Below are 24,171 nucleotides of genomic sequence, written 5' to 3'. Positions count from 1 at the left end.
TTTTTGCCACTCCTCTGAACAGATACTCTTAATCTAGTGCTTCAATGCTTCCGACATAAGGAAAGTATCATCTTTATTTTCTATAGAGGAAGGCTCACTATTTTGATTATCACTATCAATTGGAGTAGTAGGGTGTATTAAAGCAATTTTCATAACTTCATCAATATTCTTAGCAAAAACTACGTTGATCCCTTCTTTGATGCTTGCCGAAATCTCTTGCATATCTTTCTCATTTTCACTTGGTATAATCACAGTTTTGATTGATCCTCTGAGCGCTGCAAGCAATTTTTCTCTTAAGCCCCCAATAGCTAAAACTCTACCGCGCAATGTTACTTCGCCTGTCATAGCAACATTTTTGTTAACTGGTATATTTGTCATAAGAGAAACAATAGACGTACATACTGCGCCGCCAGCAGAAGGGCCATCTTTTGGCACAGCACCCTCAGGTACATGCAAATGTATATCATTATTTTGGAATTTTTCGGGCTTTATACCAAAGAACAAACAATTTGATCGAATATAACTATACGCAGCTTTTATAGATTCTTGCATAACCTCTCCAAGCTTTCCTGTGTATTTTATTTCTCCCTTGCCTGGAATTAGGACTGATTCTATCATCAAAATATCACCACCTGTTTCAGTATAAGCAAGCCCAGTTACTACTCCCACTAAACTCTTATTTTCTGCAATACCAAAGGTATATTTACGTACTCCTAAATAATCTTGTAAATTGTCAACCTCTACGGATATTTTCTTACTTTTATCAGTCAATATTTCTTTAACTGCCTTTCTCATGAGCTTTGCAAGCTCCCTTTCCATACTCCGCACACCACTCTCACGTGTATATAAACGTATCAACTCGTATAACGCCTCATTAGTTATGTCCCATTCCTTCTGATGTAAACCATGCTCCTTCTTTAACTTAGGAATAAGGTGGTGTGTAGCAATACTGATTTTTTCATCTTCAGTATACCCGGACAATTGTATAATTTCCATCCTATCACGCAAAGGATGTGGTAAATTTAAGCTGTTTGCCGTAGCTACAAACATTACACTTGAAAGATCAAACTCAACTTCCAAGTAATGATCCGTAAAGTGTTTATTGTGCTCAGTATCTAAAACCTCAAGTAATGCAGATGCAGGATCGCCACGCGAATCAGAACCCATCTTATCTATTTCATCAAGCAAAAAAAGCGGGTTGCATGAATTAGCTTTTTTCATGTGTTGAATGATTTTACCAGGCATTGAGCCAATATAAGTTTTCCTATGCCCTCGTATCTCGGACTCATCACGCACACCACCAAGGGCTATGCGAACAAAATCTCTTCCTACTGCTTTTGCCATAGACTGAGCTAAAGAAGTTTTACCAACACCTGGCGGTCCAACCAAGCAAAGTATAGGACCTTTTATCTCTTTTACTCTTTTTAATACCGCTAAAAATTCTATTATTCTATCTTTTACTTTCTCTATGCCATAATGATTTTCATCTAAGATTTTTTTAGCTGCATTTAAGTTAATTTTTGCATCTTTGTACTTTCCCCATGGCAAATCAAGCAACCAATGCAAGTAACTAGATATAACTGTAGCTTCAGGAGAAATGGGGTTCATTTTCTTATATCTCTTCAAATCAGTTATAGCTTTCTCTCTTGCTTCCTGAGAAAGCTTTGTTTCATTTATCTTTTTTTCAAATTCATTGAGTATATTCCCTTCATCACCATTCTCAAATTCGCCTAATTCTTTCTGTATAGCTTTCAATTGCTCGTTAAGGTAGTAAACTTTCTGAGTGCTTTCAACTTGCGATTTAATTGTCTTATATAAACGGTTTTGTGCGTTCAAAATACTTATTTCTCTCTCAATAAAAGCAAAAGCTTTTTTCAAACGCTCTTTTGGGTCATAAGCCTCAAGTATGCTTTGTTTGTCTGATACTTTTATATTTAAATGTGAAACTACCGTGTTTACAAGTTGATCAACTTCTTTGATTTGATCAATGGAGTTAATGACAATCTCGGGCTGATTTTTCTTGTTTAGCTTACACCAGCTATCGAATGCATCTACAACAGACCGCTTTAAAGCCTCTAAATCGATATTGCCTTCATCTTCTTCATATTCATAATGACTGTCTAACTCTACCCTGGCTTGTAATAAAGCATGAGAGCTAATATATTCTACAACTCTTCCCCTTCTTATCCCCTGGATTATAACTTTTACTGCATTGTCAGGCAATTTTATTAATGGTTGTATAATGTTTGCTAACACACCTACTTCATAAAGATCTTCAGGCTCTGGATTATCAACAGAGCCATCTTTCTGTGCTACAAGAAAAATCTCATTTTGGTGACTACTACTACTTATTGCATACTCTAGTGCATTAACAGATTTTTCTCTGCCTATGAATAAAGGCACCATTATACTTGGAAAAATTACTAAATCTCTTAAAGGTAATACTGACAATGCAGTAAAACTAGAGCTCACAACACGTTCAATGTTCATAATATATGCCTCAAATTAATCATTAACCGTTATAACATTGCCATTATTGTTATGATTAACCGTTGCTTTTCCTAACTCTACCATTTTCTTAGTGATTACTATAGTGCTACCTTCAAAGCCCCCATTTCCGGCTGTATACATAATGTCAAGCAAAAGTGACTCTAAAATAGCACGTAACATTCTTGCACCTGTTTTATAGCTTATAGCCTTTTTAGCAATAGCTGATATTGCTTCATCTGAAAACTCAAGGTTTACTTTGCTAAATGCAAGCAATGCTTTGTACTGTTTTATTAGCGCATTCCTTGGCTCTGTCAACACATGTACTAAATCTTCATGGTCCAACTCATCTAAAACAGCAGTTATTGGAACCCGCCCCACAAATTCGGGTATTAAACCGAATTTGATTAAATCTTCAGGTTGAACATCACGTAAAGCATTCTTTTTCTTTTGCTCTTTAGACTGACTTATATCTGCTCCAAAGCCAACTGACGTCCCCTTTTTTCTCGCTTCAATAATTTTATCGAGGCCTTCAAAAGCTCCTCCACAAATAAATAGTATGTTACTAGTATCCACTTGTATAAACTCTTGTTGTGGGTGTTTTCGCCCTCCTTGTGGCGGAACATAAGCAACTGTACCCTCCATAATCTTAAGCAGAGCTTGCTGAACTCCTTCACCTGAAACATCACGGGTGATTGAAGTGCTTTCAGATTTTCTTGTGATCTTGTCTATTTCATCTATAAACACTATACCACGCTGTGCTTTTGCAATGTCATAATTTGCAGCTTGTAATAAACGCGACAACACGCTTTCTACATCATCACCCACATAACCTGCCTCAGTTAAAGTTGTCGCATCAGCCATAGCAAATGGCACATCTGAAACTTTAGCAAGTGTTTTGGCTAGCAAAGTCTTACCAGAACCAGTGGGACCAATAAGCATTATATTTGACTTCTCGATTTCAATATCACTTATAGCATGAAATTGTACCATGGATTGACAATGGTTATACATAGCTACAGATAAAACGTGTTGCGCATGTTCTTGACCTACAACATGCTTGCTAAGAAAATTTTTTATATCCTCAGGTTTCTTTAGTAATAGCTTCATATCAGATATACGATCTGAATTAAAAGATCTATCTTTCTTTTGACTTATTGCTTTATGGGATAATTCTATGCACTCATTACAAATAAACACCTTTAAACCATCCGAAGAGTTAGTAATCAATTTATCTACTTCATCTTGCGCCTTGTTGCAAAAAGAACAGTAGTGTAAATCATTATTGTTATCCATTAACCCACCTTTTGTTTAACTTTAATATTTTCAATTTCAATATCTGTACGCTCAGCTATCACCCTGTCAATTAAGCCAATTTTCCTCGCTTCTTCAGGATCCATGAATTTATCTCTTTCCATCATTCCTTCAATTTTCTTCAGTGAATTTCCAGTATGTTTTTCATAAATTTGATTTAGTTTTTTCTTAACCCGCAAAATCTCATTAGCATGTATTTCTATATCAGTTGCTTGACCATGATAACCACCAGATGGCTGATGTATCATAATTCTTGAATGAGGTAGAGAGTAGCGCTTACCTTTCGTACCAGCTGCAAGCAATAAAGAACCCATAGATGCAGCTTGACCTATACACAAGGTTGAAACGTCTGGGTTTATATACTGCATTGTATCGTAGATCGACAAACCGGCCGTTACAACACCACCTGGTGAGTTAATATACATACAAATGTCTTTATCGGGATTTTCCGATTCTAAAAATAAAAGCTGTGCTACTATTACACTGGCCATGTTGTCTTCAATAGGGCCAGTTACGAAAATTATTCTTTCTTTTACTAGCCTTGAATATATGTCATAAGCGCGCTCACCGCGACTAGTTTGTTCAACTACAATTGGTATAAGAGTCATACCTTTTCCTATCAAATATTATCAAATAATTCCTTTAATTCTTTCACAGAAATAATCTGCTCTTCTTTACTAACTTTTTCTATTATATAATCTGTCACTTTATACTCAAGCGCTTGCCCTCTAACTAATTCTTGAAATTGTTTATTTGATTCAAAATGCTTAAGTACTCTGTCAAACTGCACATCTTTACTGACATATTGATTTACAATAACACTCAAAACATCATTTTGAGTTAATGATATTTTATGTTCTGCACTAAATTTCATAAATAACATAGCAAGCTTTACGCGTTTTTCAGCTTCTTTACAAGAATCATTTTGAGCACCTAATTCTCCTTCCACTCTTTGTTGCTCCTGTTTTACTATGTCTGTGGGTAAATCAAAACTATAATTAGCATCCAAATAATCAAATAGCTCCTTTTTAATTAAGAGATTTCTCATTTCGGTGCACTGATCACCAATCATTTTTTTTGCATGATTTATTAGCAAAGAATAATCTTTAAACCCAATACTCTTAGCTATTTCATCATCATTTTCAAAATCTTTGGCAATTTGAATCTCATTAACTCGCACAGAAAAATCAGCTTCCTGTCCTGCAAGGGAAATGGCTTGGTAATTTTCAGGAAATTTCAACTTAAAATTCTTTATTTCTCCCTTTTTCATACCAGTTAATTGATCTTCAAAACCATTAATACATGTGCCAGACCCTAAATTAACGGCAAAATTTTTGCTACTTCCACCCTGAAAGAGCTTATTCCTAATCCGCCCTTCAAAATCAATTATCAATTTATCCCCATCTTTCGCTTGATAAGAAGCATCATCAACAGAGGCGAAATTGGGGAACTTTGTTTTAATAGAATCAATAAATTCTTTTATATCTTCCTCTTCAATCTTTGCTTCAATCTTCTTTAAGTTTATTTTGTCAAGATCTATCATCGGTACTTCAGGCATCGATTCAAAAGATAGTTTGTATACAAAATTGCCCTTCTCATCTTCTTTATCTAGATCTGGTAATGAGATAACATCAACCTTAGGATAAATGTGAGACTTGACTTCAATTTTTTTCATCAAATCACTTGAGCAATAATCAATTGTATTATTTATCACATATTCCAAAGCTTCGTTTTTATAATTTGCAACAACAAGGTCATAGGGCATCTTTCCAGCCCTAAATCCAGGTGATTTTGCATTTTCTGCTATCTCTTGCAACCTGGAATTTACCTTTTGTTTTATATAATCACTACTAACTGTGATTTCATACTCATACTTTAGTTTATCTATACTAAGCTCTCTGTAGGTATATATGCTACTTAATGCATCCACTTCGACTGTATTTTGAGGTATATTGTTAGACATCATAATTCATTTATTAATATTTTAATTCATATCTTAATAGAGTCATTTTACCAGAATTTAAGTTAAACACAATCCTTAAGAACAGGTTTTTATACAAACAAAAGTGTATTTAGTGATTATAAATTTTCCCTTAAAACCTAAGTTACATGACTTTAAAGTGCGGATAGAGGGACTTGAACCCCCACGAGCAAGCTCACCAGGACCTAAACCTGGCACGTCTACCAATTCCGCCATATCCGCAAGAAATTTTCAGTACCCTATTATAGGTATTCCATTAAAAATATTCAAGGTTTAAAGTCTTACTTAATTTATGGTATTTACACAATCAAAAAAGCTTATTAACATTTCTTAATGAAAGCTTTAAACCCTAAAAATCAATAATGAGATTAATAACAAGCTTCTTACTCGCAATTTTTTTGATTACACAAAGTGGTTGCACAACCCTTATAATAGGTGGTGTGGTGGCTACAGCGACAGCAACAGCAATGCAGGACAAATCCTTGGGAAATATCATTGATGATACGACTATGGTCATCAGAATTAATAAGGGACTCTTAAAGCATGGGCTATTTTCATCAATAAAGGTTAAAGTAAGTGAAGGAAGAGTATTGCTCATCGGAAATGTTGACACTCCTGAAAAACAACTTACAGCAGAAAAAATAGCTTGGCAGCAAAAAGAAATTAAAGAAGTGATAAATGAAATAAGAGTAATACCAATTCAAATGGCTTCCATGCTAGACACTACTGTAGATGGCATGATAACAGCAGAAATAAGAACAAGACTTCTGGGGAAAAGAAATATTAAATCAATTAATTACAGCGTTAATACGGTTGATAGAGTTGTTTATTTGATGGGTATAGCCCAAAATAAAGCGGAATTAAAAGCTGTAATAGCAATTGCAAGAAAAGTAAAGGGAGTAAAACAAGTTGTAAGTTATGTACGATATAGGTACAGTAAGTTACGCCATTAGGCAAAAATCGCTTTCAAATTATAACATTTGTACAATTGTGATAATAGGTAGAGAACATAAATAAAAATTGCCTTTCAGATGGATGAAAATATAAATTTTAAAACTGACACTACATTCGTGCTAATAAAGGAGGGGGTGTTATACTTAACATGGAAACAAAGCAAAACCTCTTATCTATCGTCTCTCACACCGCTTAGCTGAACGGATACTGTGTATCTGATTTACTATCTCTTCAGCTACTTCTTTTATATTCATATCTGAATTTTCTATCTCTATGGCACTCGGTGGTATAAATAAATTGTTAATCCTAAATTGCTCCATCATGCTATTTACATTAGTCACCTTCCTATTTTTTCTTTGCCTTTTTAATGCAATACGCTTTTGTAATGTCGGTAGATCACACCTAAGTACCACAGGAAGGATTTCTGTGTTCATTTTTTTACTAAGCCTTACTATTGAATCATATATCTTCATGTTCTGGTCATTATTTTCCATCAACTCATCAATAAATATGTAATTTTTTGAGTGAATCGGATAATTTTCTATTACCTGAAGCATAATTTGCATAATGCCATATATTCTATCTTGAACTTCTTTAGGTATTTGATCACGTTCAAAGACACCATTGTACATAGAGCAAACTTGAATATTGTTATAGAACTTACTATTTACAATTAATGCGTCTATCATACTGGATAATTCTATTGCTGTGGAAAGTTTACCACTTCCTGAAAGACCAGAGAGATATATGAAAAATCCTGCTGGCTGTTTTTTTGTGTTAATATTTACCATATTATTTTCAATCTTGAAACTTACATTTATAATAACATAAAAATTAAGCTTTAAAAAATATGAAATATTATATAGAAAATTATTTTTTTAGTTAAGATATCATGTAATTTAGAAACATAAATTCTGTATATAAACTCTATAATAACGATAACTATTTTCAAGCAAGCTACAACACAAAAGTGTTTGGTATTAAGACAGAGTAGCACAGACTTAGTAGTTGACTATAAGCCTCTTTTCGCGTATAAATTTAGAAATTTTTCGGAGGTTAAAGTGAAGAAAGATCTAGTTTGTGCTTATCAGATTCTGTCCTACCTTAAGCTAGATGATCATACATATAGTCACCTTTCAGTGCGTTCTGAAGATCAAAAGTCGTTTTATATTTACCCATTTGGTATACGCTTTGACGAAGTGAATGAAAATTCATTGATGAGAGTATCACTAGATGGAAATGTGATTGAGGGTACAGAATATCAATATAATAAAACTGGCTATATAATCCACGGTTTTATTTATCAAGCAAGAAAAGACATTCAAGCAATTTTTCATCTGCATACACCCTCTATTGTAGCAGTTTCCTCTCTCAAAGATGGGTTACTTCCAATAAGTCAATGGGCACTGCACTTTTATAATAAGACATCTTACCATGATTATAATTCCCTAGCGCTTAGGGATACAGAAGGAAAGAGGTTAATAGCTGATCTGAAAGAGAATTTTGTGATGTTAATGCGCAATCATGGATCTATAACATGTGGTCGGACTATACAAGAAGCAATGTTTTACACGTATCATTTAGAACAAGCATGCAAAACTCAATGTTTAGCGTTAGCAATGAATAGGGAGTTATCAGTTCCAAGTGAAGAAATTTGTTTAAAAGCTGTAAAGGATCTTTTGTCTTTCGAAAGCAATCTTGGTGAGAGAGATTGGCACGCATGGGTTAGACTACTTAAAAGTAAGTTATAAGGACACTACCATCTGTCATTCAAGTAGCTAATTACGTCATATCAACTATATTTTTTCAAAAGCAGTTAACTTCTACAGCGTTTCAAGGTATAGTTTTTATAATAAAGTGCTCGAATATACATGAAAACCATTTTAGCTGTTGAAACAAGCTGCGACGAAACTGCAGTGGCGATTGTAAATAGTGACAAGCAGGTCCTTGCTCACGAGATTCTTTCTCAAACAGAACACAAAAAACGCGGTGGGGTGATTCCTGAGATAGCTTCACGTGCTCATATGGAGCATTTAAGTGGTCTAATAAAAAGTGCCATGGAAAAATCTAACCTTAACTTTTGTGATCTCAATGCAATTGCAGCAACATCAGGACCAGGACTCATAGGTGGACTAATAGTTGGTACAATGATGGCTAAAGCAATTGCGCATGTAGCACAAAAACCGTTCATTGCAGTTAATCACTTAGAAGCGCATGCATTGGTTATTAGGTTGCTGCATGAGGTAAAATTTCCATTTTTAGTCCTATTAATATCAGGTGGTCACTGTCAATTTTTAATTGCACAGGATGTAGGTAAATATATTAAACTTGGAGAAACGCTCGATGACTCGTTAGGAGAAGCATTTGATAAAGTTGCTAAGATGCTGGGTTTAAGCTATCCCGGAGGGCCATTAATTGAAAAATTAGCTAAAAAAGGCAATGGTGCAAGATTTAAACTACCAAGGGCAATGATAAAACGTTCTGGATGTAATTTTTCGTTTTCTGGAATTAAAACAGCAGTAAAAAACTTGGTGCAAGAACTTAAAATGAGCGAGCAAGATGTGTGTGATGTATGTGCTTCATTTCAAGAGTGTATTAGTGACATACTGCTGGACAGGGTTAGTAATGCGATTATTATGGCCGAATCTTTAAATATCAAAATTAATGACTTTGTGATTACCGGCGGAGTTGCAGCAAATAATTTCTTGAGAGAAAAATTGAAAAAACACACAAATTTAAATATATTTTTTCCCCCAAGCAACCTATGTACAGACAATGCAATAATGGTTGGATGGGCAGGAATTGAAATGTTACAGAAGAATTATATAGATTCTCTCAATTTTGCACCAAGGCCAAAGTGGGAGTTGGAGAGTTATTAAAAACTCTCAATTTTGAATTAGGTAATGAAGGAAATATTAACTATACTTCTTTTTACCATTGTTTATATTTCCTATTTACATATATTAATATTTTATTCACTTAAAGTAAGCTAACTGCCGTTATTAATATTTTTGTAATAAAAATTGTATATGGTGCATGTAATCAAATTAAGAGGAAGATTGTGGAAATTACGCCATCAATAAAAAAAGAATTGAAGCAAAGTACTCTATATATTTGCCTAGAAAAATGCAAAAGTGCATTTTGGTTTATCTTTTGGTTTAGTGCGGGAATCAATTTATTAATGTTATTCCTACCACTTTATACCTCTCAAGTGCTTGATCGGGTAATATCGAGCGAAAGTGTATCAACACTAACTATGCTGACAATTATCACTTTATCTGCATTTGCATGTTCTGCAATGCTTGAAACTTGTCGATATTTAGCCATGGCAAAAATAGGTGATTGGATCGATAAAACTGCAACACCAGATCTGATAGTAAGGTCAATTAGATTAACATCAGTGCAGAGCTCAACTTCAAGTGGTGAAGCAATACGAGATCTCGGGGTAATAAAAAATTTCATTACAGGAAATGGTATATTCTCACTATTTGATACTCCATGGTCGTTAATTTACCTTGTTGTGATTTTCATGATACATACCTCCACGGGGTTTATAGCTATTGCTGGAATCATTATATTAGTCTCTATGGCAATATGGAATGAACTTGCCACTAAACGAATATTACAAGAAACCAACGAAGAAACTATACGGAATATCAATGCTATAGATGTTGCAACAAGAAATGCAGAAGTAGTTGAAGCTATGGGCATGTCAGAATTCATAGTCTCTGATTGGTGTAAACGAAATGATCAGAATCGAGCAATGCAAATTAAAGCACAAAATCGCTCTAATGTAATTACTGGAATCACTAAATTTTTGCGCTCAACTCTGCAAATATCGGTAATTGGAACAGGTGCATTACTTGCAATTACAGCTCATAAGACTGCTGGTAGCATCATCGCTGCTTCAATTTTAATGGGCAGAGTATTAGCACCATTTGATGCTGCGGTTCATACTTGGAAGTTTTTAAATCAGGCTAAAATGTCATATGGCAGGCTGCAAAGACTTATATTAACATCGCCAAAAAGAGAGCAAACGATGGCTCTACCAGAGCCTGAAGGAAAATTGGAATTTGATAGAGTATTTTTTACTCCTTATGGAAGCAATAAACCGACAGTAAAAGGAATATCATTTGTAATAGAACCAGGGGACGTAGTTGGTGTGATTGGTGCAAGTGCTTCTGGTAAATCCACTATCGCAAAATTAACTGTTGGTGTATGGAAGCCAATATCTGGTGTAGTCAGACTAGATGGCGCTGATGTATACACTTGGAATCGAGAAAATTTTGGTAATTATGTTGGCTACTTACCTCAAGATATTGAGTTATTTAACACTAGTGTCAAAGCTAATATTGCTCGCATGAGACCAGATCCAAATCCTGAAGAAATAATCAAGGCAGCAAAAATTGCAGGAATACATGAACTAATACTAAGCTTACCAAATGGATATGATACAACAATAGGAGGTCCTGGAGGAGTAACGCTCTCTGGCGGCCAAAAACAGCTTCTTGGACTTGCCAGAGCTTTTTACGGTCACACAAAACTTTTAGTACTTGATGAACCAAACGCTAACTTAGATAGCAATGGAGAGGCGTGTTTAATTAACGCAATCAATGTTGCAAGAAAGCAAAATACTACTACTGTTATCATCACTCACAAACTACCGTTATTGTCCGTAGTTGATAAGGTGATCCTCATGTCAGATGGTGTCATTTACGCTATGGGACCAAAAGATGAGATTTTGAGCAAATTAGTTGCTCCATCATCAAATACCACAGAGGATGAGCGTTCTTCAGCAAATGGTTAATTTTGGTAAACTGTATCCGCTCGTTCAGGGAAGGGATTTAAGAAACAATAGATAGGTTTGTTTCCATATTAAGTATAACGCGCTCGAGTTCTTCGCTTCGATTGGGTAAAATATGAGTTTTTACGGTAAACGACATAATGCCGGATTTGCCGTTCAACGGTATCTGTTCAGCAGAGTGGCAAAATAAGGTAGACGAGAAAAGACAACTATAAGAACAAATGGGTGTCATGCAAGTAGCTGACACTGGAATCCAGTTCTTTCGCGCAGTTCCATCAAAAACGTTGTAAAGGCTTTCGTGTTTACCAACTTAGTGCCCAATCTGGATCCCAGACTGGGATGACAAGAAAGGGAGCACTGGAATTTTTGTTTCAATATTTGTACATGAGCCATGCATCTGAACAGATACGTTCAACGTGGTAATGGAATGACATCCTCTCTAAACCTCAGTTATGGATTAGAAAATAGATAAAAGTATAACTAAGAAGAGGGAAACAGGGTAAACTCGAGTATTTTAGTAATAATAAGAGGTTACACATGAAGAAAGATATTACAGAACTGTACTGTTGCGTCGAGGATTTTTGTCGTGCGGTAGATGATAATTTTGCAAATAGGTTCTTATCAAACGGCAAAAAACCAACCAGAGTACCAGAAATAGCGCACTCAGAAATTCTAACCATAATCCTATTATACCATAAATCACCATGTAAAAACTTCAAGGCTTTTTATCTTTGTTATCTTCAGTTATTCTATAGATCAGAGTTTTCAAAGCTGCCTTCATATCACAGATTTATTGCCTTAAAGCCGCGAGTTTTGTGGTATTTAGCATTACTTTTGCAATGGTTTTGTGAACAAGCAAAAATGACCGGGATTTCCTACATAGATTCTACTTCAATAGCAGTATGCCATCGAAAAAGAATCTCAAGAAATAAGGTTTTCAAAGGATTAGCAGAGTTAGGAAAGAATACTTACGGCTGGTTTTTTGGTTTTAAATTACATGTAGTAATCAATGAAATAGGTGAAATTCAAGGTGTTACGCTAACCAGAGGTAACGTCGATGACAGAAAACCTGTACCAACTCTAACCAAAAAACTAACTGGACTTTTGTTTGGAGATAAGGGCTATATAAAGAAAGAGCTCTTTGAGAAACTATTCGATAGAGGTCTAAAACTCGTCACTAAAGTGAAAAAAGGTATGAAAAATGCACTGATTTCGCTGAAAGAGAAGATTTTACTAGGGAAAAGATCGATTGTTGAAACGGTTTTTGGCTGCCTAAAAAACAAATTTGAACTTGAGCACACTCGGCATAGATCCACAGTAAATTTCTTGGTACATATTTTTTCTACCCTCATTTCTTATTCAATGCAATCGAAAAAGCCCTGTATTTCTCAGCTTTACTTCGTTGGTTAATCCATAACTGGGGTTCTAAGTAGCCTTCTTCTTCTGTCATCCAAGTAGCCCTTCTTCTGTCATCCGAGTAGCCTCCTTCTCCTGTCATCCGAGTAGCCTCCTTCTTCTGTCATCCGAGTAGCCTCCTTTTTTTGTCATCCCAGTGCTTGACACTGGGATCCAGGAATTTTATTAAGTTGGTAAGCATAAAAGTGTTATGTAAAATACAACGTTCTTGATGGGATTGCGTGAAATGCTGGATCCCAGTGTCAAGCACTGGGATGACAAAAAAAGGAGCGCTGGAATGACACCTCTCTTGGGCTCTTTTAGCCATAAACGTTAAGAAATTTACTGAGCGGAAAAAAAGGCAAAGAAACCCCAAGGTAGCTAGTATTCAAATTCTCCCTTATCTATTTGACGTCTTTTACTGTCTTAAACAGCGCGTTTCGGCTTGTATAGCTAGAAGTTTTATAAAGACATGAGGTGCGCATAGTGCAAAAAATTAAGCATGATTTACGCCAAATACATTAAGTTTTTTTGTCATTAATCCACTGCAGAGATTGCGAAGATAAATAATTAGCTTCAGTACCATGATAAGAGGGCTGGCGGAGTTTGTAAAGTAATTTTTTTGTTTCTATTTCCAATGTTATATGGTTATGCAAGAATTTCAGATTTCAAAATATTTTTTGCAACCCGAGAAGCTCCAATTGCTATGGTAAATTAGATATTTCTTTTAAGTAATACAGGTGCAAAATTTTTTCTATGATGTTCTGTAATTCCATAAAGGCCAATAGCGTTAAGGTGCTCTTTTGTCCCATATCCTTTATTTTTATACCAATTATATTCAGGATGCTTATTGTGCAATTCTTGCATAAGCCGATCTCTCGTAACTTTTGCAACGATTGAAGCTGCTGCAATTGATGTACTCAAATTATCACCATTTACTACGGATTTCACTTGCCATTTTACTTCAGGTGGTTGATTACCATCAACTAGTACATAATCTAATTCTAGGTCCAAGTCTATCAACGCACGTTTCATTGAAAGCTTTGTTGCTTGCAAGATATTGTATGAATTGATTTCTTCTACGCTTGCCATTCCTATACCAAATTTCGCAACGGATGTTATTTTTTCATACAGAATTTGCCTACATTTAGGAGTCAATTTTTTTGAATCATTAATATCATCAATAATTATATTTCTATCGATAAATACTACAGCTGCAGACATTACTGGACCAGCTAGCGGACCTCTTCCAACTTCATCCACTCCTGCTATCACTCCTGATAATTTATTTTCTAATGTGAAGTCTGGGTATTTCATAGGTTTTTATAATAAGAAAGTTATAGTAAAAACTGAACAGATAATAGAAATTATCCAAAATTTCATAACGATTACATTTTCTGACCATCCCTTCTTTTCAAAGTGATGATGTATTGGTGCCATAAGAAAAACTCTTTTTCCTTCTCCATATTTAAACTTTGTATATTTAAAATATGATATCTGAATAATAACAGATAGAGTCTCTATTACAAAAATTACTCCAATAAAAGCAAAAAGTACTTCTCTCTTCATTAAAACGCTAGTTAATCCTAAAGCTGCACCAATTGACAGGCTTCCAACATCACCCATAAATATTTTTGCTGGATGTGTGTTAAACCACAAAAAACTTAGAATAGCTCCTATAAATGCAATGCAGAATAAAGTAATATTCATATCTGCTTGAGTTATATATGCAATTAGCCCCAAAAAAGCAAAGGAAGTGATGACTTGAGTTGCAGCAAGGCCGTCCAAACCATCTGTGAGATTCACAGCATTAGCAGAGCCGACAATTACAAACGCAGCGAATGGGACATATAGATAGCCAAAATCAATTATTACTCCTTTAAATAGGGACGTTTTTGTAAAACCTTCAGCAGAGTATAGCTTAAGTATAGACATACTAACCAGAGTTACAATAAACTGAATAAGTATTTTGGTTTTTGAACTTAAACCTCGATAGTGATTTGTCTTCAATTTTAAATAATCATCAATAAATCCAAGTAGAGCAAAAAATAGAGTTATCAATATCAGCAGCAAAATTTCTGATGTTAACTGAACCCAGAGTAAAATTGGTAATAAAGAAGAAATCAGTATTATTATTCCGCCCATAGTTGGTATATTCTTTTTTGTTATTAAATGACTTTCTGGTCCATATGACCTAATTGGTTGCCCATCTTTACTTATTTTTTTTAGAAGCTTTATAAAATAGGGAAAAAGAATAAACCCCAAAACAAATGAGGTAAAAAATATTTTTGTAGCTAAGATCATCTAAATTGACTAAGTATTATACCAACCGCTCACAAATATTGTTTGATTTTTTTCTACCTGTAGTATAGTTAAAATAATTCTGGGATAGTATGAAGAGTTATATTGTTATCTTCTGCAAAACAAAATTCGCTATTTTCATCTGTCCATTTATACATTTCTTTTAGACTAATCTCAGAAGAATCATAAGTATCATATTCCATTTTTTTATGATAATCGCAATAGTAAAACTTATTATCTTTATCAAAATAACCAAATTCATCAATCAATGTAGCCATTTTCCTACCTTTTTTACCACTTATGAATTCGAACACGGCAACTGAATAGTGAACTGGAGAGCCTGGTTCAGGAGATTCTTCTGTAATAAAAAACGATGGCCGGTGGCTAAATAATTCCCAAAGATTCGGATTACATTCTTTTTTCGCACAATTTAAACTGATGAATTTATATTCATCTGAAACGTTTGAATACTGTGGATCGTATTTTTTGTATTCAAAGAATTCATTACCTAAAAAATTACAAAACGTTAATTTATAATCATCATTATTAGATTTAATAACTTTTAAATAGTGAAAATCCCTTGGGACAATTACCTCCTCTTTCGTAACATGATTACGCATGACCAATTGATCATTGAGCATGTAGTAACCTATTTTTGGTAAAGTAGCTATGGGCTTATCATTCAAAGCAATATTTGCTTCATAGATATCAGGCGATAATTCTTTCCCTTTTTGCAAAGTAAATTTCTGCTTTTCGTTGTTAGTCTTGTTTAAACTGCCTATTATTGTTGATACATCACTTATTGTTAATACATCACATTCATTTTTTGTGTATTGATACTTATAGCAGCTGCCATCTCCACACACTGGAAGATACTTTTCTTCTTTGTCTATATAGATATAATCATCTTCTATTGTAACACAAAGTTCACCTTTTTCCTCTTTTTTAATCTTGTTGAGTACTGGATCATTTTCATCATTAAAATTAATAGAGTTTAGTGCTCCGGTTAATGGGTTTCCAGAATTATAAAGCGATAAACCGACACCAAAATCTGTATCCGTTGTGTTCTGCAATGTGCCGCTTATTGTTTTTCCTCCTTGAAGTTTGTTTACAATAGCATCTTTATCTTTACCTATAATAGCTTCTTGTTCTATAACAAAGTCCTGGCCATTTAATTTCAGAGCTGAGCCCCCTTCATATAAAACTACTTTATCGTTTTCCCACTTTAATTTTATATTACGAGTATCCTTTATTTCCACCGTACCATTATTTTGTGAATAGATAGTGTACCCATTGCCATTATCCTTTAATCTGTAATACGCAGTAGGAAGTTTCATCAGCTTTCTATAGAGCGGATCTTTATTATCTATTTTAAATTTATTTCCCATACTATTACCTTAAACGATTAACAGCCTTCAGATCAATCGCCTTGAAACTACTTGGAAGAGTAACATCGCTCATAAAACTCCTTGGCCGCTCGTTATCTGTTGCTGTTTTCTCAATATTAACAAACCCCCTTTGTTGCTCATTGTTTTCTAATGTTCTTTCCATACGGTCTTTAAAAATAGCCAAAAATTTATCAGTTTGTTTGTAATTAGGGCATGATTTTTTTGCAGATGCACACAAGAGTTTCAACAACTCATTACGATTTTCATCATTAAATAATGACCTATCTAGAATGGTTGACTGTAGTTTTACTGGATCAAAATTTAGGCTTTTCTTTGGAATGCCGCATTTTGAAGCTGTTTCTTCTAATACTTTTTCAAATCTCATAACAATATCTGCTGCATCTATTATTTTTGCCACTTGATTAAGCTCTTGTATTTTATTCTCTATTTTATATTCATCTTGTTTTACAGAAGGATAAAAGAAATTTATTACTTGAGATATAAATGAAGTTGGTCTACCTGCACCGCTTGTTACCGGTTGATTATTTAAACTTTTAGCTTCCCTCTTCTTTCTAGATACAGCACAGACTTGATCTCTAGGGCTTGTCCTACAAAATATATCTTTAGTTTTACTATAAAAAGCTTTAGCATTTCTTTCTGATTGGAGTGCTCCATTTGCAAATTCTTCAGTATCATCTTTCATGTTTTTTACTTCAGCATTTAATCCTACAACCTCTTCTTTAGCGCTTTTTGCTTCTTTGGCAAAATTTTCAGAAGCACTTCTAGCATCTTCTGCTGCCTTTTTAGCATTCTGAATTTCAATTTTTGTTTGATTCATCTTGTGCAAAAACTGATCAGCCACTGCAGCACCTATTCCATCCATTCCTGGCAATCCAACATTACCTTTTTCTCCTTTTGATCCATTCACACCTGGCATCCCAGTATTTCCTCGCTCGCCTTTTATTCCATCTATTCCCGGCGTTCCAGTTTCCCCCTTATCTCCCTTTGAACCTTGCGAACCAACTTCACCTTTGAGCCCAGAAGTTCCTGGTAATCCAACTTCACCTTTTTCTCCTCTTGGTCCAGGCACTCCTGGTAATCCATCTTCTCCTTTGTCACCTTTTAATCCATCTGTGCCTGGCACTCCAGTATTTCCTTTATCACCCATATCGCCTTTTGGACCTAACAGACCTTGAGGACCAACTTCACCTTTGAGCCCAGAAGTTCCTGGCAATCCATCTGTGCCTGGCTCACCTTTCTCACCACTTAAACCTTGAGCACCTTTTTCTCCGGGAAGTCCATCCAATGCTGGCATTCCAGGCTCGCCCCTCTCACCTTTTGGGCCTATCAAACCTTGCTTACCTTCAGCACCTTTCTGTCCTTGCAACCCTTGGTTACCTGGAAGACCTTGGGTACCATTAAAGCCTCTTGGACCTTGTATACCTTGATTACCTTTTGGACCTACTAGACCTTGTTTACCTTTATCTCCTTGTTTGCCCTTTACTCCTGATGATCCAACATTACCTTTTTCGCCTTTTAGCCCGAGCATTCCTGGCAATCCGTCAACTCCTTTATCCCCCATATCCCCTTTAACCCCAGTTATGGATTAACCAACGAAGTAAAGCTGAGAAATACAGGGCTTTTTCGATTGCATTGAATAAGAAATGAGGGTAGAAAAAATATGTACCAAGAAATTTACTGTGGATCTATGCCGAGTGTGCTCAAGTTCAAATTTGTTTTTTAGGCAGCCAAAAACCGTTTCAACAATCGATCTTTTCCCTAGTAAAATCTTCTCTTTCAGCGAAATCAGTGCATTTTTCATACCTTTTTTCACTTTAGTGACGAGTTTTAGACCTCTATCGAATAGTTTCTCAAAGAGCTCTTTCTTTATATAGCCCTTATCTCCAAACAAAAGTCCAGTTAGTTTTTTGGTTAGAGTTGGTACAGGTTTTCTGTCATCGACGTTACCTCTGGTTAGCGTAACACCTTGAATTTCACCTATTTCATTGATTACTACATGTAATTTAAAACCAAAAAACCAGCCGTAAGTATTCTTTCCTAACTCTGCTAATCCTTTGAAAACCTTATTTCTTGAGATTCTTTTTCGATGGCATACTGCTATTGAAGTAGAATCTATGTAGGAAATCCCGGTCATTTTTGCTTGTTCACAAAACCATTGCAAAAGTAATGCTAAATACCACAAAACTCGCGGCTTTAAGGCAATAAATCTGTGATATGAAGGCAGCTTTGAAAACTCTGATCTATAGAATAACTGAAGATAACAAAGATAAAAAGCCTTGAAGTTTTTACATGGTGATTTATGGTATAATAGGATTATGGTTAGAATTTCTGAGTGCGCTATTTCTGGTACTCTGGTTGGTTTTTTGCCGTTTGATAAGAACCTATTTGCAAAATTATCATCTACCGCACGACAAAAATCCTCGACGCAACAGTACAGTTCTGTAATATCTTTCTTCATGTGTAACCTCTTATTATTACTAAAATACTCGAGTTTACCCTGTTTCCCTCTTCTTAGTTATACTTTTATCTATTTTCTAATCCATAACTGAGGTCTTTAGGGCCAACTTCTCCTTTTAGTCCTTGCAAACCTTGATCACCTTTAGGACCAGTATCTCCTTTTTCTCCGGGTATTCCTGGCAATCCATCTGTTCCTGGTGCTCCAATTTCACCTCTATCTCCTTTCTCTCCTTGCAGACCTGTATCTCCTTTGAGTCCAGGAGTTCCTGGTAATCCATCTGTTCCTGACTTACCCCTATCACCCTTTGGACCTATCTGACCTTGATCACCTTTCTCTCCCGGCAATCCTTGCTCACCCGGAAGGCCTCTTGGACCCTCTAACCATGGCGGCTGTCTGCCCCTTTCACTCCTGGCTGACCTTGAGTACCTATATCACCTTTTGGACCTACTAAACCTTGAGGACCTTTTTCTCCTTGTACACCTTGTGTACCATTCAAGCCTTGAGGACCTTGTACACCTTGATCGCCCTTATCTCCTTTTGCTCCACTTGGACCTTGTGGTCCTTCAGAACCTGGGTTACCTTGTTTACCTTGAGAACCTACTGGACCAGGGGTTCCATCTTTACCAACTTGACCTGGCTCTCCTTTCCAACCTCTTGAACCTTGAACACCTTTCTCCCCCTGAGTGCCGTTAAAGCCCATTGGGCCTTGTATACCTTGAGGACCAAGATCACCTTTCGGACCTACTGGACCAATATTACCTGGAAGACCCGTATCTCCTTTTTGACCTATTGGACCTTGAATACCTTTCTCCCCCTGCGTACCATTAACCCCAGTTATGGATTAACCAACGAAGTAAAGCTGAGAAATACAGGGCTTTTTCGATTGCATTGAATAAGAAATGAGGGTAGAAAAAATATGTACCAAGAAATTTACTGTGGATCTATGCCGAGTGTGCTCAAGTTCAAATTTGTTTTTTAGGCAGCCAAAAACCGTTTCAACAATCGATCTTTTCCCTAGTAAAATCTTCTCTTTCAGCGAAATCAGTGCATTTTTCATACCTTTTTTCACTTTAGTGACGAGTTTTAGACCTCTATCGAATAGTTTCTCAAAGAGCTCTTTCTTTATATAGCCCTTATCTCCAAACAAAAGTCCAGTTAGTTTTTTGGTTAGAGTTGGTACAGGTTTTCTGTCATCGACGTTACCTCTGGTTAGCGTAACACCTTGAATTTCACCTATTTCATTGATTACTACATGTAATTTAAAACCAAAAAACCAGCCGTAAGTATTCTTTCCTAACTCTGCTAATCCTTTGAAAACCTTATTTCTTGAGATTCTTTTTCGATGGCATACTGCTATTGAAGTAGAATCTATGTAGGAAATCCCGGTCATTTTTGCTTGTTCACAAAACCATTGCAAAAGTAATGCTAAATACCACAAAACTCGCGGCTTTAAGGCAATAAATCTGTGATATGAAGGCAGCTTTGAAAACTCTGATCTATAGAATAACTGAAGATAACAAAGATAAAAAGCCTTGAAGTTTTTACATGGTGATTTATGGTATAATAGGATTATGGTTAGAATTTCTGAGTGCGCTATTTCTGGTACTCTGGTTGGTTTTTTGCCGTTTGATAAGAACCTATTTGCAAAATTATCATCTACCGCACGACAAAAATCCTCGACGCAACAGTACAGTTCTGTAATATCTTTCTTCATGGGTAACCTCTTATTATTACTAAAATACTCGAGTTTACCCTGTTTCCCTCTTCTTAGTTATACTTTTATCTATTTTCTAATCCATAACTGAGGTCATTAAAGCCCATTGGGCCTGGAAGGCCTTGATTACCTACATTTCCTTTATCGCCTTTCAAACCTACCAGACCTTGATCTCCCTTTGGACCTGACTCGCCCTGCTCACCTTTTTGACCTGGAGGTCCAGGCATTCCTACCATTTGTTTTCCGTCTAATCCTTTAATTTTACTTTCTAAGAACCTGTTCATAATCTTTTAAGGAGTAAAGAAGTGAAAGCAAGAACGACCATTTGTAAGCTAGTGTTGAGTTTCCGCTCGCAATTTTTCCACAAACGCCTACATTTTTCCAACCAAGCAAAAGAGCGCTCAACAACCCATCTCTTTGGCAGTACAACAAAGGTGTGTAATTCACTTCGCTTTATTACTTCGACCGTCGAACCAATAGTTGCTTTTATTTGTGTTGCAAAATTTTCTCCAGTGTAGCCTGCATCAACAAGTATATTTTTAACTTCAGAGAGTTTTTCTTTAGCATTTTCGACCATTTTCATGGCACTGCTGCGGTCGGTTGCTTCTGCCGTTGTTACATAAATCGCGTGTGGTAAACCTTGTGTATCTACTGCAATATGGCGCTTTATTCCTGAAATTTTTTTACCTGCATCGTAGCCCTTATTTTCAGCAGTATCTGCATTTTTTACGCTCTGAGCATCAATTATACAAAAACTAGTTCTTTCTTTCCGACCATTGCTGATACGTGTCTCTCCAACTAATTTTTTTTAATACACGCTCCAAAGTACTTTCTGTATCTTCGCTTGGTTTTTCACTCCATTTTTTAAAATATTCGTAACAACTTCGCCATTTTGGAAAATCTTTTGGCAGCATTCTCCACTGACAGGCACTTTTTAGGACGTACAGCACTGCACAAAATACATCATACAAATCAAGTTTTCTTGGTTTTGTTTTCTTCCTACTACTCTCCAGAATTGATCTGATTTTTTCAAATTGTTCTCGACTTATGTCACTTGGGTATAAATTTCTCATATATCCTTATTCATATACATCATCTCATAGTTTATCACTTTTTTGAGATTATGAACAGGTTCTAAAATTCTAACCCTTTCTTCTAAATCCATAAGTTCTCCAAGTTTCATATCAACCTCCAAAAAGTTACCAAAATTTTCTAAGTTATAATAATAAGGATATGGACTTGGATGCCCATATCCAAAAGAATCAGGGTTTAAATCATAAAAGTTTTTGCATGTGCTATTTTCATATGATATGCAGCCAACATAATTACTACCTAACTTTTCTGTTGTAAAATAGCTATCTTGCGCTTTCAAGCTCTCTATTGCATGAAAAGGGAATATCTTGAAATTATTACTTCTCCAATCGAATATTGGAACAACATTATTCAACATACCAACCTTACTGCCAGCGGAGTTATGTATTTCAACGCTCTTATAAAACTTGTATTCAGATTGTGATTCTTTAAAAACATTGTCTCCAACTCGTATATCAAGTCTATTGCCAATAAGACTCATATTTTTACTACTTATTACATCTTTTGGATCTATTAAAACCCTACTACTTCCAAGCGATTTGAACGCTATAGAACATGTGTCATAATCATATACACGAACGTGTGTACCATTTGTGCTGGACTTAGGTATACGATCAATAGTATCTATACAAGTATCATTGCCATTGTAGTAATAATAGCAAGGTTTATCTGAATCAGTACCTAAAGCCAACTTGTAATCATTTCCCACTCTTTCTAGCTTTAATTGTAGCTCTCTATGTAAAACAGTTAGTATCTTCTTTACACGATAGCCATGGTCAATCACAATAAGGCGCTGATCTCCAAGCTCATCGATAATAACGTAAGATGTAGTAGGCAGACTAAGTGTTGTTTCGTTATTTACTCTTACTTTAGTAGTTATCACATAACGAGGTGCGTTACTACAGTCTTTACCTGGGGCATCTTCCTTTTCTAGCTTAAAACGCATTTTCCCTTCCTTTGTGGCCTATGTTTTAGACACAGTTAATTTACAAACACTAATTATTGATTAATAATGGTGATATGTAAATATAGTTATAAAATAATTGTTGCACTTGAATTTCTTCCTGGCTTCTGTTGTCATCAGAACATTTAAAACACTTTAAGAAAGCTGCTTAGTTAAATTAGTTTGGACAAGTAAATAGCAGCTTTGCAGCCTGTTTTTATGAATGAAGATAAAGCGTTGTAACCAAATGCGCTTTCAGCATTGTGCTGAATTGCAATATCTTTGTGCTCTAACTCCTCGTCGCGAAATTTACTTATAGTTTCTCTTAATTCCCCATCTTCTAAATGTGAAACTTGCTCTTTGTAGTGCTCCCCTATAACTTCTTCAACTGCAGCAGTGCAAGCCATAGCAGCTTTTTTGCCCATAATGGCAGTTGCAACGCCAAGTGACACTCCTAAAACACGCCAAACTGGCAACAAAACAGTAGGACGAATTTTTTGCTCTTTGATTTTCTCATTAAAATAGTGAAAATGCTTTTTTTCCTGCTCTTCCATTTCAATTATTTCATTGATTATAGAAGATTTTTTAAGAATAAACTTTTGACCGGAATAAATGCAAATAGCTCCATATTCCCCAGCATGATTTACTCTAATTGCTTGTTCTAAAAAGTTTCCTTTCAATTTTTTAATATTGTTTTCCAATGTCTCCTCCATTTATTCCTGCATCAGTGTTATTATAAATAAACGTGCTGTAGAGTAAATAAAATTCCATACAACAACTGCACGAACTTCAGATAGAAATCACCTGACACCCTTCGCCAGTCCTCTTATCATGAAACTGAAGGTATTCAGTTATCTTCATCTGTGCAGATAAAACGACAAAAAACTCAATATACTTGGCGTATCATGTTTAATTTTTTGCACTATGTGCACTCTATGTCTTTATAAAACTTTCGGGTTTTTACCCAAATAAGCTAAAATGCGCTTATTAAAGCATTTAAGACAATAAAAAACGCCAATTAAAAAAATAGATAGTGAATAACTGGCTAACAGGGTTTCTTTTGCCTTTTTTCTGCTTAGTAAATTTCTTAATGTTTATGGCTAAAAGAGCCCAAGAGAGGTGTCATTCCAGCGCTCCTTTTTTTGTCATCCCAGTGTCAAGCACTGGGATGACAAAAAAAGGAGGCTACTCGGATGACAGAAGAAGGAGGCTACTCGGATGACAGGGGAAGGTATTAGGATGACACCGTCATAAGGTGAACCAGTACAGCTACTCGGATGACGAGAGAAGGCTACTGGGATAGGGGCTACTCAGATGAC

Annotated in this window: 23 protein-coding genes and 1 tRNA gene; 6 read left to right on the top strand and 18 right to left on the bottom strand. The window is 35.5% G+C overall.

Features of this window, described 5'->3' with window-relative positions:
• Positions 1–33: 33 nt before the first annotated feature.
• The 5 genes from lon to NBW39_RS01300 all read right to left on the bottom strand — a co-directional run bounded on the left by lon (position 34) and on the right by NBW39_RS01300 (position 6,004).
• Positions 34–2,490, bottom strand: coding sequence for an endopeptidase La (gene lon, locus NBW39_RS01320; protein WP_250295397.1), 2,457 nt, complete (start codon positions 2,488–2,490; stop codon positions 34–36).
• A gap of 15 nt (positions 2,491–2,505) precedes the next feature.
• Complete coding sequence (gene clpX / locus NBW39_RS01315; RefSeq protein WP_250295396.1) at positions 2,506–3,783, bottom strand: ATP-dependent Clp protease ATP-binding subunit ClpX; 1,278 nt, start codon at positions 3,781–3,783, stop codon at positions 2,506–2,508.
• A complete protein-coding gene (clpP, locus tag NBW39_RS01310) occupies positions 3,783–4,409 on the bottom strand; it encodes an ATP-dependent Clp endopeptidase proteolytic subunit ClpP (RefSeq protein ID WP_006280254.1) in 627 nt (208 codons plus the stop codon). The genes clpX and clpP overlap by 1 nt, the downstream gene beginning before the upstream one ends.
• A gap of 11 nt (positions 4,410–4,420) precedes the next feature.
• Positions 4,421–5,764 (bottom strand): trigger factor, encoded by a 1,344-nt coding sequence (tig, locus tag NBW39_RS01305; RefSeq protein ID WP_250295395.1) that lies wholly within the window; start codon positions 5,762–5,764, stop codon positions 4,421–4,423.
• Between the two features lie 158 nt (positions 5,765–5,922).
• Positions 5,923–6,004 (bottom strand) — tRNA-Leu (locus NBW39_RS01300).
• A gap of 140 nt (positions 6,005–6,144) precedes the next feature.
• Between NBW39_RS01300 and NBW39_RS01295 the strand changes: the two genes are divergently transcribed.
• On the top strand, positions 6,145–6,735 hold the full coding sequence (locus NBW39_RS01295) for a BON domain-containing protein (protein ID WP_250295394.1): 591 nt from the start codon (positions 6,145–6,147) through the stop codon (positions 6,733–6,735).
• Positions 6,736–6,909: 174 nt separating this feature from the next.
• On the opposite strand, the gene NBW39_RS01290 is transcribed toward NBW39_RS01295, so the two are convergent.
• Positions 6,910–7,527 carry an AAA family ATPase gene (locus NBW39_RS01290; RefSeq protein ID WP_250295393.1) on the bottom strand — a complete coding sequence of 206 codons (618 nt, stop codon included), beginning with the start codon at positions 7,525–7,527 and terminating at the stop codon, positions 6,910–6,912.
• A gap of 270 nt (positions 7,528–7,797) precedes the next feature.
• Here NBW39_RS01290 and NBW39_RS01285 point away from each other — a divergent pair, with 270 nt between their 5' ends.
• The 4 genes from NBW39_RS01285 (at position 7,798) to NBW39_RS01270 (ending at position 12,950) form a co-directional block, all read left to right on the top strand.
• The gene (locus tag NBW39_RS01285) at positions 7,798–8,487 is read left to right on the top strand and encodes a class II aldolase/adducin family protein (RefSeq protein WP_250295392.1); all 690 of its coding nucleotides are present in this window, start codon (positions 7,798–7,800) and stop codon (positions 8,485–8,487) included.
• Positions 8,488–8,607: 120 nt separating this feature from the next.
• Complete coding sequence (tsaD, locus tag NBW39_RS01280; protein WP_250295391.1) at positions 8,608–9,615, top strand: tRNA (adenosine(37)-N6)-threonylcarbamoyltransferase complex transferase subunit TsaD; 1,008 nt, start codon at positions 8,608–8,610, stop codon at positions 9,613–9,615.
• Between the two features lie 182 nt (positions 9,616–9,797).
• Positions 9,798–11,543 (top strand): type I secretion system permease/ATPase, encoded by a 1,746-nt coding sequence (locus tag NBW39_RS01275; protein WP_250295390.1) that lies wholly within the window; start codon positions 9,798–9,800, stop codon positions 11,541–11,543.
• Positions 11,544–12,077: 534 nt separating this feature from the next.
• Complete coding sequence (locus NBW39_RS01270; protein ID WP_250294632.1) at positions 12,078–12,950, top strand: IS982 family transposase; 873 nt, start codon at positions 12,078–12,080, stop codon at positions 12,948–12,950.
• 699 nt (positions 12,951–13,649) lie between these two features.
• Here NBW39_RS01270 and NBW39_RS01265 read toward each other — a convergent pair.
• From NBW39_RS01265 to NBW39_RS01210, 12 genes are all read right to left on the bottom strand, one after another.
• Entirely contained in the window at positions 13,650–14,252 is a 603-nt protein-coding gene (locus tag NBW39_RS01265) for a ribonuclease HII (protein ID WP_250295389.1), read from the bottom strand.
• A 6-nt stretch (positions 14,253–14,258) separates the two neighbouring features.
• Positions 14,259–15,239 (bottom strand): phospho-N-acetylmuramoyl-pentapeptide-transferase, encoded by a 981-nt coding sequence (mraY, locus tag NBW39_RS01260; protein ID WP_250295388.1) that lies wholly within the window; start codon positions 15,237–15,239, stop codon positions 14,259–14,261.
• 68 nt (positions 15,240–15,307) lie between these two features.
• Positions 15,308–16,624 carry a hypothetical protein gene (locus tag NBW39_RS01255; RefSeq protein WP_250295387.1) on the bottom strand — a complete coding sequence of 439 codons (1,317 nt, stop codon included), beginning with the start codon at positions 16,622–16,624 and terminating at the stop codon, positions 15,308–15,310.
• A gap of 4 nt (positions 16,625–16,628) precedes the next feature.
• Positions 16,629–18,206 (bottom strand): collagen-like protein, encoded by a 1,578-nt coding sequence (locus NBW39_RS01250; RefSeq protein WP_250295386.1) that lies wholly within the window; start codon positions 18,204–18,206, stop codon positions 16,629–16,631.
• Between the two features lie 24 nt (positions 18,207–18,230).
• Complete coding sequence (locus NBW39_RS01245) at positions 18,231–19,103, bottom strand: IS982 family transposase (protein WP_250294632.1); 873 nt, start codon at positions 19,101–19,103, stop codon at positions 18,231–18,233.
• 65 nt (positions 19,104–19,168) lie between these two features.
• Complete coding sequence (locus tag NBW39_RS01240) at positions 19,169–19,447, bottom strand: collagen-like protein (RefSeq protein ID WP_250295385.1); 279 nt, start codon at positions 19,445–19,447, stop codon at positions 19,169–19,171.
• Positions 19,448–19,479: 32 nt separating this feature from the next.
• On the bottom strand, positions 19,480–19,803 hold the full coding sequence (locus NBW39_RS01235; protein WP_250295384.1) for a collagen-like protein: 324 nt from the start codon (positions 19,801–19,803) through the stop codon (positions 19,480–19,482).
• Positions 19,804–19,944: 141 nt separating this feature from the next.
• Positions 19,945–20,817, bottom strand: coding sequence for an IS982 family transposase (locus NBW39_RS01230; RefSeq protein WP_250294632.1), 873 nt, complete (start codon positions 20,815–20,817; stop codon positions 19,945–19,947).
• A 65-nt stretch (positions 20,818–20,882) separates the two neighbouring features.
• Entirely contained in the window at positions 20,883–21,101 is a 219-nt protein-coding gene (locus tag NBW39_RS01225; protein WP_250295383.1) for a collagen-like protein, read from the bottom strand.
• A protein-coding gene (locus NBW39_RS01220) for an IS5 family transposase (protein WP_250294670.1) occupies positions 21,098–21,890 on the bottom strand; the annotation gives its coding sequence in 2 pieces (ribosomal slippage) (positions 21,098–21,625 and positions 21,627–21,890; 792 coding nt in all). Before NBW39_RS01220 ends, NBW39_RS01225 begins: the two co-directional genes overlap by 4 nt.
• Positions 21,887–22,855 carry a hypothetical protein gene (locus tag NBW39_RS01215; RefSeq protein WP_250295382.1) on the bottom strand — a complete coding sequence of 323 codons (969 nt, stop codon included), beginning with the start codon at positions 22,853–22,855 and terminating at the stop codon, positions 21,887–21,889. The genes NBW39_RS01220 and NBW39_RS01215 overlap by 4 nt, the downstream gene beginning before the upstream one ends.
• Positions 22,856–23,025: 170 nt before the next feature.
• The gene (locus NBW39_RS01210) at positions 23,026–23,565 is read right to left on the bottom strand and encodes a demethoxyubiquinone hydroxylase family protein (protein ID WP_250295381.1); all 540 of its coding nucleotides are present in this window, start codon (positions 23,563–23,565) and stop codon (positions 23,026–23,028) included.
• A gap of 383 nt (positions 23,566–23,948) precedes the next feature.
• Here NBW39_RS01210 and NBW39_RS08675 point away from each other — a divergent pair, with 383 nt between their 5' ends.
• Positions 23,949–24,074, top strand: coding sequence for a hypothetical protein (locus tag NBW39_RS08675; protein WP_256466304.1), 126 nt, complete (start codon positions 23,949–23,951; stop codon positions 24,072–24,074).
• The last annotated feature ends 97 nt before the right edge of the window (positions 24,075–24,171 follow it).

Source organism: Wolbachia endosymbiont of Oedothorax gibbosus (assembly GCF_936270435.1).
GTDB lineage: Bacteria > Pseudomonadota > Alphaproteobacteria > Rickettsiales > Anaplasmataceae > Wolbachia.
This window is presented reverse-complemented; position numbering and strand designations above follow the sequence as displayed.